Genomic DNA, 16,217 nt, shown 5'->3' on the forward strand with positions numbered 1-16,217 from the left:
GAATACAAGATGCAACTAAATTCAACTGAAATTAGTGAATTGATTAAAAAACGCATCGCTCAATTTGACGTGGTGAGCGAAGCCCGTAATACAGGGACTATTGTTTCTGTAAGTGACGGGATTATTCGTATTCATGGCTTAAGCGATGTGATGCAAGGCGAAATGATCGCCTTACCAGGCAACCGTTACGCAATGGCACTTAACCTTGAACGTGATTCTGTTGGTGCGGTAGTAATGGGCCCTTACGCAGATTTAGCTGAAGGTATGGAAGTACAATGTACTGGCCGTATTCTTGAAGTACCAGTTGGTCGTGGTTTATTAGGTCGTGTGGTAAATACACTTGGTCAACCAATCGATGGTAAAGGTGAAATTGAAAACGATGGTTTCTCTCCTGTTGAAGTGATTGCACCAGGTGTTATCGATCGTAAATCTGTTGATCAGCCTGTACAAACCGGTTATAAAGCGGTTGACTCCATGGTTCCAATCGGTCGTGGTCAACGTGAGTTAATCATCGGTGACCGTCAAACGGGTAAAACAGCATTAGCAATCGACGCAATTATTAACCAACGTGATTCAGGTATTAAATGTATCTATGTCGCGATCGGTCAAAAAGCGTCGACTATTGCAAACGTCGTACGTAAATTAGAAGAGCACGGTGCACTTGAAAACACTATCGTTGTTGCGGCATCTGCATCTGAATCAGCTGCTTTACAATATTTAGCACCTTATGCTGGTTGTGCAATGGGTGAATATTTCCGTGATCGCGGTGAAGATGCGTTAATCGTTTACGATGACTTATCAAAACAAGCCGTTGCTTATCGTCAAATTTCATTATTATTACGTCGTCCACCAGGTCGTGAAGCCTATCCAGGTGACGTATTCTATCTACACTCACGTTTACTTGAACGTGCAGCACGTGTAAATGAAGAATACGTAGAAAAATTCACTCAAGGTGCAGTAAAAGGAAAAACTGGTTCTTTAACCGCTCTTCCAATTATTGAAACTCAAGCAGGTGATGTTTCAGCATTCGTTCCAACGAACGTAATTTCGATTACCGATGGTCAGATTTTCTTAGAATCTAACTTATTTAACTCTGGTATTCGTCCAGCGGTAAACCCTGGTATTTCGGTATCTCGTGTGGGTGGTTCTGCACAAACTAAAGTAGTGAAAAAATTAGCTGGTGGTATCCGTACTGCATTAGCTCAATATCGTGAATTAGCGGCGTTTGCTCAGTTCGCATCTGACCTTGATGATGCTACCCGCAAACAACTTTCTCACGGTGAAAAAGTCACTGAATTATTGAAACAAAAACAATATGTACCGCTTAGCGTAGCAGAGCAATCTGTGTTGCTTTTCGCGGTTGAGTTTGGCTATTTAGAAGATGTGGAATTGCAAAAAATTGCAAGTTTTGAAGCCGCACTTTTAGATTACGCTCGCCGTAACCACAGCGAGTTTATGGCTGAATTGACCAAAACCGGTAATTACAATGATGAAGTTAAAGCATCATTGAAAGCGATTTTGGATAACTTTAAAGCCAACAGCGCGTGGTAAAAGTAACGGAGAAATAAGATGGCAGGTGCAAAAGAGATAAAAACCAAAATTGCCAGTGTACAAAGTACGCAAAAAATTACAAAGGCAATGGAAATGGTGGCGACCTCGAAAATGCGTAAAACGCAGGATCGTATGTCGGCTTCTCGTCCGTATTCTGAAACAATACGAAATGTTATCAGCCACGTCTCTAAAGCAAGTGTTGGTTATAAACACCCATTTTTAATTCAACGCGAAGTGAAAAAAGTCGGGATCTTAGTGGTCTCGACTGACCGTGGAATGTGTGGTGGTTTGAACATTAACTTGTTTAAAACCGTCATGACAGAAATCAAACAATGGAAAGATAAAGGTGTTAATGTTGAATTGGGTTTAATTGGCTCAAAAGGCATTAGCTTTTTCCGTTCATTAGGATTACCTGTTCGTGCACAACTTTCCGGTTTGGGTGATAATCCGACAATGGAAGACTTAATTGGTGTTGCAAACGGTATGTTTGATAGCTATAAAGACGAAGAAGTAGATGCAGTTTATATTGCCTACAATAAATTTGTTAATACAATGGCGCAAAAACCTGTTTATCAACAATTAATACCATTACCGGCATTAGAAACCGATAATTTAGAGCAAAGACAAAGCACCTGGGATTACCTTTACGAGCCAGAGCCAAAAGTCTTATTAGACAGTTTGCTTACTCGTTATTTGGAATCACAAGTGTATCAATCTGTGGTAGATAACCTTGCTTCCGAGCAAGCTGCTAGAATGGTAGCAATGAAAGCGGCAACTGATAATGCAGGTAATTTAATCAATGACTTGCGATTAGTTTACAATAAAGCCCGTCAAGCAAGTATTACAAATGAATTAAACGAAATCGTCGCTGGCGCGGCAGCGATTTAATGAAAGAGGAACGGTAATGTCAGCAGGAAAAATTGTACAAATCATCGGTGCGGTGATTGACGTTGAATTCCCACAAGATGCAGTACCAAAAGTTTACGATGCATTAAAAGTTGAATCAGGTTTAACCCTTGAAGTTCAACAACAATTAGGTGGCGGTGTAGTTCGCTGTATCGCATTAGGTACATCTGACGGCTTAAAACGTGGCTTAAAAGTAGAAAATACGGGTAACCCGATTCAAGTTCCAGTAGGGACTAAAACGTTAGGCCGTATTATGAACGTATTAGGTGAACCAATCGATGAGCAAGGTGAAATTGGCGCGGAAGAAAATTGGTCTATTCATCGTCCAGCACCAAGCTACGAAGAACAATCTAACAGTACGGAATTATTAGAAACTGGTATCAAAGTTATCGACTTAATTTGTCCATTCGCAAAAGGTGGTAAAGTAGGTCTATTCGGTGGTGCGGGTGTAGGTAAAACCGTTAACATGATGGAATTAATCCGTAATATCGCGATTGAGCACTCAGGTTACTCCGTATTTGCGGGTGTAGGTGAACGTACTCGTGAAGGTAACGACTTCTATCATGAAATGAAAGATTCTAACGTATTAGATAAAGTATCATTAGTTTACGGACAAATGAATGAGCCACCAGGTAACCGTTTACGTGTTGCGTTAACCGGTTTAACTATGGCAGAGAAATTCCGTGACGAAGGTCGTGATGTATTATTCTTCGTGGATAATATCTATCGTTATACCCTTGCTGGTACTGAAGTATCTGCGTTATTAGGTCGTATGCCATCTGCGGTAGGTTACCAACCAACCTTAGCAGAAGAAATGGGTGTGTTACAAGAACGTATCACTTCAACCAAAACAGGTTCTATCACCTCTGTACAAGCGGTATACGTACCTGCAGATGACTTAACTGACCCATCTCCGGCAACAACCTTTGCGCACTTAGACTCAACAGTTGTATTAAGTCGTCAAATTGCGTCTTTAGGTATTTACCCTGCGGTTGACCCATTAGATTCAACTTCACGCCAATTAGATCCACTCGTTGTTGGTCAAGAGCACTATGATGTAGCGCGTGGCGTACAAGGTATCTTACAACGTTATAAAGAATTAAAAGATATTATTGCAATTCTTGGTATGGACGAGTTATCTGAAGATGACAAACTTGTGGTAGCACGTGCACGTAAAATTGAACGTTTCTTATCACAACCGTTCTTCGTTGCTGAGGTATTTAACGGTACTCCAGGTAAATACGTTTCTTTAAAAGAAACTATCCGCGGCTTTAAAGGTATTTTAAACGGCGAATACGACCATATTCCAGAACAAGCGTTCTACATGGTCGGTACAATCGACGAAGCGCTAGAAAAAGCCAAAAATATGTAATCACTTCAAGTCATTTGAAGGAGAACAAAAATGGCGACATTTAACCTAATAATAGTCAGCGCAGAGCGAAAAATCTTTGAAGGTGCTGTTAAACAAATCCAAGCAACAGGTGTGGAAGGTGAACTTGGTATTTTACCAAACCACACCCCTTTGATGACGGCGATTAAGCCAGGGATTGTTAAATTCACCCTTGAAGATGGCAATGAAGAAGTTATCTATGTTTCAGGCGGCTTCTTAGAAGTTCAACCTAAAGTAGTAACGGTACTTGCCGATGTTGCAATTCGCGGTAGCGAGTTAGATGCAGATCGTATTCGTGAAGCAAAACGTAAAGCGGAAGAAAATATTGTGAATCACGCAGTTGATGTGGATCATGATTTACTTGTAGCTAAACTTTCTAAAGAGTTAGCGAAACTTCGTGCTTACGAACTTACTGAAAAACTCGTTAAATCAAAACGATAAGTTAATGATAATAAAAAAGAGCGGTTATTTTGACCGCTCTTTTTATTTTTCTATCGTAAGAAATATCGATATGCTTTACTTTCACTCACATCTTCATAAACATAACCGAGTTCTGCTAAAGCTTGTTTAAATTCTACGTTATCTTTTTCGCCTAATTGGAAAGCCGCAAGAATATTACCGTAATCGGCTCCATGTGCACGATAATGGAATAATGAAATATTCCAACGTTTACCCAAAATTTCTAAGAATTTAAGTAAAGCGCCTTTTTGCTCTGGAAATTCAAAGCTATAAAGTCGTTCATGATGATTGGATACTCGTCCACCCATTAAATAACGTACGTGAGTTTTCGCAATATCATCATCAGACATATCTTCTACATCAAAACCATTTTTCGTTAAATCAGCAATAATTTCCGATTTTTCAGCTTCATTAGCCGTGCGCACACCAACGAAAATACAGGCTTTTTGATTATCTGCATAACGATAACTGAATTCTGTTACCGCACGGTTGCCGATGACATGAGCAAATTTTAAGAAGCTGCCAGGCTGTTCCGGCATGGTTACCGCCAGTAAAGCTTCACGGTTTTCACCAATTTCGCAACGTTCTGAAACATAACGCAATGTATGGAAGTTAAGATTGGCACCAGATAAAATTGCCGCCATATTTTTGCCTTCCAGATTGTTTTGTTTTACATATTTCTTCAAACCAGCTAATCCTAAGGCACCAGATGGCTCAGCAACAGCACGCACATTTTCGAATAAATCTTTCATTGCCGCACAAACTTCATCGCTGTCTACCAATACCATACCGTCTAAATATTTTTGACATAAACGGAATGTTTCGTCACCAATACGTTTTACTGCTACACCATCAGCAAATAAGCCAACGTGTGCTAAATCGGTAGGTTCACCTTTTTTTAAGGCCGCATTCAAACAAGCTGAATCTTTGGATTCGACACCAATGACTTTAATTTCCGGCATAAATTGTTTGAGTAAAATGGCTACGCCAGCGGCGAGACCACCACCTCCGACTTGTACAAAGACATAATCCAAATCGGCAACTTGTTGCAACATTTCCATCGCCAATGTACCTTGCCCAGCGATAACCAATGGATGATCAAACGGCGGGATAAATGTCATATGTTTAGATTTTGAAAGCTCAATAGCTTTAGCTTTGGCTTCATCAAAATTTGCTCCGTGTAGCAACACTTCACCACCAAAACCGCGAACTGCATCCACTTTAATGCTTGGCGTGTTTTGTGGCATAACGATCAATGCTTTTAGCCCAAGTTGTTTCGCTGATAATGCTACGCCTTGCGCATGATTGCCCGCAGAAGCAGCAATAACACCAGCCTGTTTTTGTTCATCAGAAAGGCTAGAAATCATTGCATAAGCACCACGAAGCTTAAAGCTATTTACTGGCTGGCGGTCTTCACGCTTAATCCAAATATTATTATGTAGGCGATCAGACAATTTGCCCATTTTTTGTAGTGGAGTTACGGTAGCGGCTTCATATACTCTGGAGCCAAGTTTGACAATAGCGTTAATGTAATCCGATTGAGAGGGTTGAGGATTGGTGAGTAGGTTTTTCATTGTATTTTTTGTTTATGATGAAGTGCGGGTAATTTTTTCTTTGTTTTATTTCTCCCTCTCATAAAAGAGAGGGAGAATCAGACACTATTTTAAAAGTGTTTTATCACGAACGGCACCTTTATCCGCAGAAGTAGCGAAGTGACCAAATACTTTTAATGCAAAAGACACTTCACGTTCACGGTTAGCTGGTTGCCAGCCTTTGGCATCTTGCTCGGTACGGCGTTTTGCTAATTCTTCATCGCTGATTTTGAGATTAATCGCGCGATTTGGAATATCAATTTCGATAATATCGTCATTATGTACTAAACCGATGGCACCGCCAGATGCCGCTTCAGGCGAGGCATGACCAATAGATAATCCAGAGGTACCGCCAGAGAAACGACCATCCGTTAATAAAGCACATTTTTTACCTAAGCCCATAGATTTTAAGTAGCTGGTTGGATACAACATTTCTTGCATACCCGGGCCGCCTTTTGGACCTTCGTAACGGATAATCACAACGTGACCTTCTTTGACTTTACCACCTAAAATACCAGATACAGCATCTTCTTGGCTTTCAAATACGATAGCACGACCGGTGAATTTCCAGATAGACTCATCTACACCCGCGGTTTTTACGATACAACCATCTTTAGCGATGTTACCAAACAATACCGCTAGACCGCCTTCTTGAGAAATCGCATTTTCTTTGTTACGGATACATCCACTTACACGGTCATCATCTACGCTATCCCAACGACAATCTTGTGAGAAGGCTTGCGTGGTGCGAATACCGGCAGGGCCGGCACGGAAGAATTTATGTAATTCTTCGTCTTTGTTACGAATAATATCGTATTGATTTAATTGTTCTTCTAGTGTTGTTCCTAACACGGTTTTGGTATTACGGTGGATTAATCCTGCGCGATCTAATTCACCCAATAAGCCCATAATGCCACCTGCACGGTGCACATCTTCCATGTGGTATTTATTGGTGTTTGGTGCGATTTTGCTTAAGCAAGGGACAACACGGGATAAGCGGTCGATATCAGCCATTTGGAAATCTACGCCAGCTTCTTGAGCTGCCGCTAATAAGTGTAAAACGGTATTACTTGAACCACCCATCGCAATATCTAAACTCATGGCATTTTCAAAGGCCTCAAAGGTGCCAATTGAACGTGGCAATACGCTTTCATCATCTTGTTCATAATAGCGTTTGCAAAGCTCAACAATTTGACGACCTGCTTGTAAGAATAATTCTTTACGGTCAGCATGGGTCGCTAACATCGAGCCATTACCTGGTAAAGATAAACCTAACGCTTCGGTTAAGCAGTTCATTGAGTTAGCGGTAAACATCCCTGAGCAAGAACCACAGGTAGGGCAAGCACTGCGTTCAATCACATCAATACGCTCATCACTTACATTCGGATCAGCAGCTTCAATCATCGCATCAACTAAGTCTAAGCGAATAAGTTGATCTGATAATTTCGTTTTACCTGCTTCCATTGGGCCGCCTGAAACGAAAATAGTTGGAATGTTTAAACGCATTGCTGCCATCAACATTCCTGGGGTGATTTTGTCACAGTTAGAAATACACACCATAGCATCAGCACAGTGAGCATTAACCATATATTCCACGCTATCTGCGATTAAATCACGGCTTGGTAAGGAATAAAGCATCCCGCCGTGGCCCATTGCGATTCCATCATCCACCGCAATTGTATTGAATTCTTTTGCCACGCCGCCTGCTTTTTCAATTTCAGCTGCGACTAGTTGTCCCATATCTTTTAAATGAACATGTCCTGGTACAAATTGGGTGAATGAGTTCACTACCGCAATAATCGGTTTACCAAAGTCATTTTCTTTCATCCCTGTTGCACGCCATAAGGCACGTGCACCCGCCATATTACGACCCTGAGTACTGGTCGCTGAACGTAGTTTTGGCATTGTTATAAATTCTCCAAGTAAATTTTTAGGGTTTGTTTTTATTTTCCAGATAAAGACTGAATTGCATAAAAAGGTAATGAGATAATTGCTAACGGTACAAAAACAATCATTGCCGTTGATGCTCGTCCAGCAATTGTAATGTTATCCTCTGTTGCAGCTGCACTGAATCTTTTTTCTTGACGATATTCTAAGTACTTAGTTTCTAAAGGTTTAATCAATTTAGCTTTTTTCAAAATCTCATTTTTATTTTTAATATCAACAATTTCACCATCTTCCATTATAAAAAATATATTATGCTCATGCATATAGTAATATTTTTGTCCATAGAGCTCATTAGATTGCTTTTGAGTAAGCTCTTTATCATTAAAATATAGTGTTAATGTAGCTTTCACTTTGTTTTTTTCAACATCTTTAGCGATAGAATGAATTTTCACAGATGATATGTTTTTTACGTAAGGTGATCGTAAGATACGAATTAAATCTCCAGTTTGACTATATTTTGAACCGGCAAAGTGATAACTATTAAGTTGCCCTATAGCATAAATGTTGTCTTCTGCTATAAAGAAAGAGTGAATTACTTCTTTTTGAGAAGATAGTTCTTTATCTTGTAATGAAGTGCATCCAAATAGCACGAAAGTAATAAGTAACCCTAATAACAAACGTATATTTTTCATTATTTTATTCCTAATACATCCGGCAGTTTCGCCAATTGATTCACCAACAAATCAAAAGTGCGGTCAGATTTTACAGTGATTTTTAACTGCACTTTGGTTTCTACCAATGCCATCTCCATATTAGTCACAGTGAAGCCGCGTAAACGAATAACGCGTAATACACGTTCTAAAACCTCTGGGCGGTGTTGAGCGATCAAGTCAAAAGTATATTGGTTCATCTTAAATTTCCTCCAACATATCTGTGTTGCATGCACCCGGTGGCACTAATGGCCATACACATTCTTCAGGTGGAATGCATACTTGCAATAAATAGGCTGTTTCACTATTTAATAAGCGATTAAGTGCTGCATCTACTTCATCAGCACGCTCAATGCGTTCAGCTGGAATATTAAAGGCTTTTGCCAACATCACGAAATCAGGGTTATCTTCTAAGATGGTTTCAGAACGGCGTTTATTCCAGAAAAGGTCTTGCCATTGACGCACCATACCAAGGCGTTGGTTATCTAACAGCAAAATTTTCACTGGTAATTTGCCGCGTTTGATTGAACCCAATTCTTGAATGTTCATCATCAATGAACCATCGCCTGTCACCAAAATCACTTCATCATGAGGGCGTGCTTTTTTCGCACCTACCGCTGCAGGCAAACCAAATCCCATGGTGCCGAAGCCCGCAGAGGTAATATAGTTTTCTGGTGCGAAATGACGCATATGTTGTGCAGACCACATTTGGTGTTGGCCCACATCAGTACAAATCACGGCATTTTGAGGTTTACGCTGTGAAAGTGTGTTGAGTAATGACCAAGGGTCAATCGGTCGGTTGCCTGCATTGTCGATATAAGTGAAGTCGAGTTTGGCTTTCAGCGCTTGAATATGCGCACGCCAATCATCAATCGCAAGCGGGATACTTAAAGCTTCTAAGGCTTGAATTAAATCACCTTGAAGGGCGACATTTGCCACACGGAGTTTGTTGATTTCCGCCGCATCAATATCACAATGAATCACTTTAGCTTGTGGCGCAAAACTGTCTAATTTACCCGTCACGCGGTCGTCAAAACGTGCACCGCACACTAACAATAAATCACATTCGTGCACGGCAATGTTTGCCGGTCTCGTGCCGTGCATACCAATCATGCCCATATAAACGGGATCTGTTGGGTCAATTGAGCCTAAACCTTTCAATGTTGAAACAGATGGCATTTTGGTGATTTGTAGGAATTTTTTGACCGCTTGTGTGGCTTTCGCCATGCCTACACCACCACCCACATAAAGCACGGGTTTTTTCGCTTGTGCCAATAATGCTTTGGCTTCAGTTAATTTTAATTCTGAAAGTGCGGTTGGTTTTACGGTCGGTTTGACAATAGGTTTTACATGTTCAGGTACATCGCTCACTTGGATGTTACGAGGCACATCAATTAACACAGGGCCTGGTCTGTCACTTTGTGCAATTTGGAAAGCAGAGGCAATAATTTCGGGGAGTTCTTCAATGGATTGCACAATGTAGCTGTGCTTGGTGCAAGCAAGAGATAAACCTAAAACATCGGCTTCTTGGAAAGCATCGGTACCGATAAGAGGAGCAGCCACTTGGCCAGTAAATGCTACGAGTGGCACAGAATCAGCAAAGGCATCGCCTAAACCTGTAATTAAATTGGTGGCGCCAGGGCCTGACGTTGCGACACAAACGCCGACTTTGCCTGTGGAGCGAGCATAACCAATTGCGGCTATAGCGGCACCTTGTTCGTTACGGCAAAGAAGATGGTCAAGACCTGAGTCATAGATGGCATCGTAGGTTGGCATGATTGCCCCGCCTGGGTAGCCGAAAAGATCGGTTACACCGTGCGCTTTTAAACATTCGATAATGAGTTGTGCGCCTGTCATGTTGCTTCCCGTTTTTATGATTATTAAATAATTTTATGAATATTGAAGTTCAGCATTGTAGCGGAATTTTTCGCCTTTGGTTAGGTTTTCGCGAAAAAACAAATGAAAAAAACACGATAACTAAGATTATCGTGTTTTTTGATAAGAAGTGCGGTCAGAAAACATAATGTTTTCTACACAAAATTAGAAGCCTGCTTGTTTTTCTAATTGTTCAACAAGCGCATCATCTAAACCTAACGCTTGAGCTAAATCTGCTAAGAAAATAATTTCTTTGCGAGATAAATCTTTGCTTACTAAACGAGCTGCTAAATATACATTGCTTGCAAGTGCAGTATCATTACCTACAAGACGAGCAATCTCGTTGATAGAAATTGGGTTTTGGATTTCTTGTTCAAGCCATTGCGCTAATTCAGGATTGTTACCTGCTTCATTTGCGATAGTTTGTTTTTCATCTTCAGTGATTTCACCATCTGCAGCCGCTGCAGCAATCATAGTACGTAAAATCAACTCACTCGCATCAACATGGTTTGATGAATTTAATACATCAAACGCATTTTCTGAGATGTTTGGTTGGCTGCTTTGTTGGGATTTTTGATAGTTTTGGTACGCTTGGTAAGCAAGGTTACCTAAAACGGCAAGTGAGCCTAATTTTGCTAAGCTTGCACCGCCGCTACGGCCTAAAATCATTGATAAAAGACCGCCTAATGCTGCACCACCGCCTACTTTGGTGAGAGAGTCGATAGTTTGATTGCCTGTTTCAAGTTTACTTGCAGAGTTTTTAGCAACATCTAAAACTTGATTTAAAATGCTGTTGAGATCCATAAATGTTTCCTTTTGGTTATTAATAGAGATTAAATTTGGCCTTTAGACAGTGATTTTTAAAAAAAATTCATTGTTTTTAACCGTACTTTAAATCAAATTCTTGACTAGGTTTTAGAATTCATTATATTGAAATCTTTCTTCATTCAAAAGGAACTTAATATGACGCAGTCAAACGCAAAGCGTGAGACCTTTTCTGGTCGGAAAGCATTTATTATGGCGGCGATTGGATCCGCTGTTGGCTTAGGAAACATCTGGCGTTTCCCTTATACCACTTATGAAAACGGTGGCGGTGCATTTATTATCCCTTATCTTATTGCACTTTTAACCGCCGGTATTCCATTGCTTTTCTTAGATTACGCAATCGGTCATCGCCATCGTGGTGGTGCACCACTTTCTTATCGTCGTTTCAACCCGCACTTTGAAGTGTTTGGTTGGTGGCAGGTGATGGTGAACGTCATCATCGGTCTTTACTACGCAGTAGTATTAGGTTGGGCGGCAAGCTACACCTACTTCTCACTTAATTCTGCCTGGGGCGATAAACCAATTGATTTCTTCCTACACGAATTCTTAAAAATGGGCGATATCAGCAATGGTGTGAGCTTTGAGTTTGTTGGCATGGTGACAGGCCCATTAATCGCAGTATGGTTAGTAGCATTAGGCGTACTTTCTTTAGGTATTAAAAAAGGGATTTCTAAATCTTCAGACATCTTAATGCCTGTTTTAGTGGTGATGTTTGTGGCGTTGGTTGTTTATTCTTTATTTCTACCGGGTGCAGAAAAAGGCTTGAATGCGTTATTTACACCAGATTGGTCAAAATTGTCTAACCCAAGTGTGTGGATTGCGGCTTACGGTCAAATCTTCTTCTCTCTTTCTATTTGTTTCGGGATTATGATCACTTATGCGTCTTACCTGAAAAAAGATTCTGATTTAACAGGAAGTGGTTTAGTTGTTGGCTTTGCGAACTCAAGCTTTGAAGTACTTGCAGGTATCGGTGTATTTGCGGCATTAGGCTTTATTGCCGCTGCACAAGGTGTGGAAGTGAGTGAAGTGGCAAAAGGCGGTATTGGTTTAGCTTTCTTTGCATTCCCAACCATCATTAATAAAGCACCATTTGGTGAAGTGTTAGGGGTATTGTTCTTCGGTTCATTAACCTTCGCGGCATTAACTTCATTTATCTCTGTTATTGAAGTAATCATTTCAGCGATTCAAGATAAACTCCGTTTACGTCGAGCAAAAGCGACCTTTATTGTGGGTTTACCAATGATGGTGGTTTCAGTGATTTTATTCGGTACCACAACCGGTCTACCAATGCTTGATGTGTTGGATAAATTCGTAAACTACTTTGGTATTGTAGCGGTAGCATTTGTTTCATTAATTGTGATTGTAGCAAATGAAAAACTTGGCTTATTAGGTAAGCACTTAAATGAAAGCTCTTCATTCAAAGTCGGTTTCCTATGGCGTTTATGCATTGTAATCACCACGGGTATTCTTGCCTTTATGTTATTGAGTGAAGGTGCGAAGGTATTTACAGAAGGTTATGAAGGTTATCCAAGTTGGTTCGTAAATACCTTTGGTTGGGGTATGGCAATTTTGCTTGTAGTCGTTTCGTTCATTCTTTCTCGCTTAAAATGGAAAAATGAAGAGAATCTCAATCTTGAAGAAAAAGGAGAATAAAGATGACAGGTATTGCACTTACAATGATGATTGTGTCGCTTTTGATTATTTGGGGCGGCTTGATCTTTGCTTTAATTAGACTTCCAAAAGAAGAAAAATAAGGTCAAAATTGACCGCACTTTAAAATAAGTAGGGCGTGCTGAGCACGCCCTTTTTTGTTATTTCGATAAATCGATTTGATATACCGCAAAGCCAACTTCATCAGTGCCGACTTTTTTCATTGGATATTGTGCATTGTCTTGAATGAATTTAGCTGCTTGTTCGCTTGGTGAGGTTTCAAAACGCACATCTAGTTTATCGTTACCTTTAATCGGTGCAAAACGCCAATTTTTATCCGCACTTGGGTTTACATGGCCATGTTTTTCACTCTCTGCTTTGATGTAATCCGCAAGGATTTGACGGTTTTCATCAGGAGAAGCGTAAACAATGTGTGCATCGCCTGTGCCTGGGAATTTATTACCGTAAGCACGATAGTTGTTAGTTGCAATTAAGAATTCTGCTTTTGGATCAACCGGTTTACCTTGGTAAGTTAAATTCACCACACGGTGTGAGTTCGGGTTAATCAATTTACATTCGCCGTCATAACGCGCTGGTTGAGTAAGGTCGAATTCATAATTTACGCCGTCAATTACATCATAGTTATAGGTACGGAAACCTTCCCAATCAAGTAAAGATTGTGGTTTGTCACTTGTTGGATCGATTTGTTTAAACATACCTGCGCTACATTCTAACCATTCTTTCAATTCTTCACCGGTTGCTTTTACCACAACTAATGTGTTTGGATAGAGGTATAAGTCTGCTGCGTTACGGAAGGTTAATTCACCTTTGTTCACTTCAGTATAGCCTGTTGGGTCATTTTTACGTCCACCTGCTTTAAATGGTGCGCCCGCACTTAAAATTGGTAACCCCGCCATTGCCGCAACACTTGGTGCTACTTTTTCAACGTAAGCTTTTTGTGCTTGGTTCACAATTTGAATTGTTGGGTCATCTTGTACTAACGCTAAGTAGCTGTACATGTTATCGGTCGCTTTACCGATTGGTTGTGCTACGAATTCACGGGTGGTTTCATGCACAGGTTTTAAAAGTGCGGTCAATTCTGCATCACTTTCTGTGGTCGCTTTTTTGTTTTCGGCATCATAAATTGGACGAAGTACCGCTTTACCATCAGTTACTAACCATTTGCCGTTGTGTTGAGCAAGGGTTAAGTCGATTACACTGATGTTGTTTGCCCAGTAGCCTGCCATACTTTCAGGCACGCCTTTTACGGTACCTTTAGCAATATCTGCATTTGGTGATTTAGCGAACTCTTTGTTCGGGAATAAACGGTGAGAGTGACCAAAAACAATCGCATCAATGTGTGGTACATCAGCAAGATAGAATGCTGAGTTTTCTGCACCTTCTTGATATGGCTCGTCAGATGGGCCAGTGTGTGCAAGTGCTACAATAATATCGGCGCCTTTTTGTTTCATTTCTGGCACATATTTTTGTGCAGTTTTCACGATATCGCGCGTTTCTACTTTGCCTTGTAAGTTCGCTTTATCCCACACCATAATTTGTGGTGGCACAAAACCGATATAACCAATGTTTAGTTTATGGGTTTTGCCTTGGCTATCCACCACTTCTTTGGTTTGAATCACATAAGGCGTGAAATAGGGCTCTTCAGTACCGACTTTCACTACGTTGGCATTGATGATAGGGAATTTCGCTTGTTTAATCGCATCGGCTAAATAACCTAAGCCATAGTTAAACTCATGGTTACCTAATGTTCCCACTTCATAGTGCATTGCATTTAAGCAATCTACAGCTGGGTTTGGTTTGCCTTCTTTGTAACCTTTAGCCGCTTGATAGTCAGCGATGGGGTTACCTTGGATTAAGTCACCGTTATCAACTAAAACGCTGTTTTTCACTTCTTGACGAGCTTGACGAATCAAGCTTGCTGCACGGGTAAAACCGAATTTCTCAGTAGGTGCATCTTTGTAGTAATCGAAGTCAGTCAAAAAACTGTGAATATCGGTTGTTGCCACAATACGTAAATCGACTTGTGTGTCGCTTTTTGCAAAAGCAAAACGGCTCGCACTCAACGCTAAAATGCTGCTTGCGCCAAGCTGGATGAAATCTCTTCTGTTGATCATATGTGCTCCTGTTGTGTGAGAATCGACGGGATTTTAAATCTCTTTTACATATAAAGAAAGCGCAATATAAAGTTCTGAGATGAAGTGTGATACACATCACAAAATAACGGATTGAATTCAGTTGCAAAACTTCACGTTTGGGACAAAAATAGGCTATCCAATCCGTTAAAAATTAAGTCATTCATAGTAAGGTGGCCTGCATTTGATGGCATCTGATAAGGAGATCGTTATGGCTTTTAATCTTAAAAATAGACACCTATTGAGTCTTGTTCATCATTCAGAACGCGAAATTAATTATTTGTTAGATTTATCACGTGATTTGAAACGTGCTAAATATGCCGGAACAGAGCAACCTCAGCTTAAAGGTAAAAATATCGCACTCATTTTTGAAAAGACCTCAACACGTACTCGTTGTGCCTTTGAGGTAGCGGCTCATGATCAAGGTGCACAAGTGACTTACATTGATCCAAATTCCTCTCAGATTGGGCATAAAGAAAGCATGAAGGATACGGCTCGTGTTCTTGGGAGGATGTATGATGCGATTGAATATCGGGGCTTTAAACAAAGTACTGTGCAAGAGCTTGCAGATCATGCTGGTGTGCCGGTATTTAATGGTTTAACGGATGAGTTTCATCCTACACAAATGCTTGCGGATGTTCTCACGATGATTGAACATTGTGACAAGCCACTTCGTCAAATTAGTTATGTGTATATTGGTGATGCACGCAATAACATGGGGAATTCTCTTTTACTGATTGGAGCAAAACTGGGGATGGATGTGCGTATTTGCGGCCCAAAAGCCTTATTACCTGAAGCAAGTTTTGTTGAGATGTGTGAAAGTTTTGCTAAAGAAAGCGGTGCGCGGATTACTGTAACGGAAGATATCGATAAAGCTGTAAGCGGTGTTGATTTTGTGCATACGGATGTTTGGGTTTCAATGGGTGAACCATTAGAAGCTTGGGGAGAGCGCATTAAGCTATTGCTTCCTTATCAAGTAACGCCTGAACTCATGATGCGTACAGGTAATCCAAAAGTAAAATTCATGCACTGTTTGCCTGCATTCCACAATAGTGAAACTAAAGTGGGTCGCCAAATTGCTGAAAAGTATCCTGAATTAGCAAACGGTATTGAAGTGACTGAAGAGGTGTTTGAATCACCGATGAATATTGCCTTTGAGCAAGCAGAAAACCGTATGCATACGATTAAAGCAGTCATGGTGGCGAGTTTAGCTTAATAT

General features: G+C 40.6%; 14 protein-coding genes. 7 read left to right on the forward strand and 7 right to left on the reverse strand.

The window, feature by feature from the left end; genetic code table 11:
• Positions 1–9: 9 nt before the first annotated feature.
• From atpA to DPV85_RS06265, 4 genes are read left to right on the forward strand one after another with little or no spacing between them, the layout of a single operon-like run.
• Positions 10–1,551: a F0F1 ATP synthase subunit alpha gene (gene atpA / locus DPV85_RS06250; protein WP_005699265.1), complete on the forward strand. Its 1,542-nt coding sequence runs from the start codon at positions 10–12 to the stop codon at positions 1,549–1,551.
• An 18-nt stretch (positions 1,552–1,569) separates the two neighbouring features.
• On the forward strand, positions 1,570–2,439 hold the full coding sequence (atpG, locus tag DPV85_RS06255) for a F0F1 ATP synthase subunit gamma (protein ID WP_111327432.1): 870 nt from the start codon (positions 1,570–1,572) through the stop codon (positions 2,437–2,439).
• Positions 2,440–2,455: 16 nt separating this feature from the next.
• Positions 2,456–3,829, forward strand: coding sequence for a F0F1 ATP synthase subunit beta (gene atpD / locus DPV85_RS06260; protein WP_005694944.1), 1,374 nt, complete (start codon positions 2,456–2,458; stop codon positions 3,827–3,829).
• Positions 3,830–3,859: 30 nt separating this feature from the next.
• On the forward strand, positions 3,860–4,288 hold the full coding sequence (locus DPV85_RS06265) for a F0F1 ATP synthase subunit epsilon (RefSeq protein ID WP_005699104.1): 429 nt from the start codon (positions 3,860–3,862) through the stop codon (positions 4,286–4,288).
• Positions 4,289–4,338: 50 nt separating this feature from the next.
• Here the strand turns inward: DPV85_RS06265 and ilvA are convergent, their stop codons facing one another.
• From ilvA to DPV85_RS06295, 6 genes are all read right to left on the reverse strand, one after another.
• On the reverse strand, positions 4,339–5,880 hold the full coding sequence (gene ilvA, locus DPV85_RS06270) for a threonine ammonia-lyase, biosynthetic (protein ID WP_111327433.1): 1,542 nt from the start codon (positions 5,878–5,880) through the stop codon (positions 4,339–4,341).
• Positions 5,881–5,964: 84 nt separating this feature from the next.
• Positions 5,965–7,803, reverse strand: a complete 1,839-nt coding sequence (gene ilvD, locus DPV85_RS06275; protein WP_111327434.1) for a dihydroxy-acid dehydratase — start codon at positions 7,801–7,803, stop codon at positions 5,965–5,967.
• Between the two features lie 38 nt (positions 7,804–7,841).
• A complete protein-coding gene (locus tag DPV85_RS06280; RefSeq protein ID WP_111327435.1) occupies positions 7,842–8,477 on the reverse strand; it encodes a hypothetical protein in 636 nt (211 codons plus the stop codon).
• Positions 8,477–8,695, reverse strand: coding sequence for an acetolactate synthase 2 small subunit (gene ilvM / locus DPV85_RS06285; RefSeq protein ID WP_111327436.1), 219 nt, complete (start codon positions 8,693–8,695; stop codon positions 8,477–8,479). Before ilvM ends, DPV85_RS06280 begins: the two co-directional genes overlap by 1 nt.
• Before the next feature lies 1 nt (position 8,696).
• Positions 8,697–10,352 (reverse strand): acetolactate synthase 2 catalytic subunit, encoded by a 1,656-nt coding sequence (ilvG, locus tag DPV85_RS06290; protein WP_111327437.1) that lies wholly within the window; start codon positions 10,350–10,352, stop codon positions 8,697–8,699.
• Between the two features lie 183 nt (positions 10,353–10,535).
• Positions 10,536–11,174: a tellurite resistance TerB family protein gene (locus tag DPV85_RS06295; RefSeq protein ID WP_111327438.1), complete on the reverse strand. Its 639-nt coding sequence runs from the start codon at positions 11,172–11,174 to the stop codon at positions 10,536–10,538.
• 159 nt (positions 11,175–11,333) lie between these two features.
• Here DPV85_RS06295 and DPV85_RS06300 point away from each other — a divergent pair, with 159 nt between their 5' ends.
• Positions 11,334–12,848, forward strand: coding sequence for a sodium-dependent transporter (locus DPV85_RS06300; RefSeq protein ID WP_111327439.1), 1,515 nt, complete (start codon positions 11,334–11,336; stop codon positions 12,846–12,848).
• 2 nt (positions 12,849–12,850) lie between these two features.
• Positions 12,851–12,949 (forward strand): methionine/alanine import family NSS transporter small subunit, encoded by a 99-nt coding sequence (locus DPV85_RS06305; RefSeq protein WP_111327440.1) that lies wholly within the window; start codon positions 12,851–12,853, stop codon positions 12,947–12,949.
• A 57-nt stretch (positions 12,950–13,006) separates the two neighbouring features.
• Here DPV85_RS06305 and cpdB read toward each other — a convergent pair whose 3' ends face one another.
• Complete coding sequence (gene cpdB / locus DPV85_RS06310; RefSeq protein WP_111327441.1) at positions 13,007–14,980, reverse strand: 2',3'-cyclic-nucleotide 2'-phosphodiesterase; 1,974 nt, start codon at positions 14,978–14,980, stop codon at positions 13,007–13,009.
• Positions 14,981–15,209: 229 nt separating this feature from the next.
• Here cpdB and DPV85_RS06315 point away from each other — a divergent pair, with 229 nt between their 5' ends.
• Positions 15,210–16,214 (forward strand): ornithine carbamoyltransferase, encoded by a 1,005-nt coding sequence (locus DPV85_RS06315; RefSeq protein ID WP_111327442.1) that lies wholly within the window; start codon positions 15,210–15,212, stop codon positions 16,212–16,214.
• Positions 16,215–16,217 lie beyond the last annotated feature (3 nt).

It is taken from the genome of Haemophilus parainfluenzae (genome assembly GCF_003252725.1).
GTDB lineage: Bacteria > Pseudomonadota > Gammaproteobacteria > Enterobacterales > Pasteurellaceae > Haemophilus_D > Haemophilus_D parainfluenzae_L.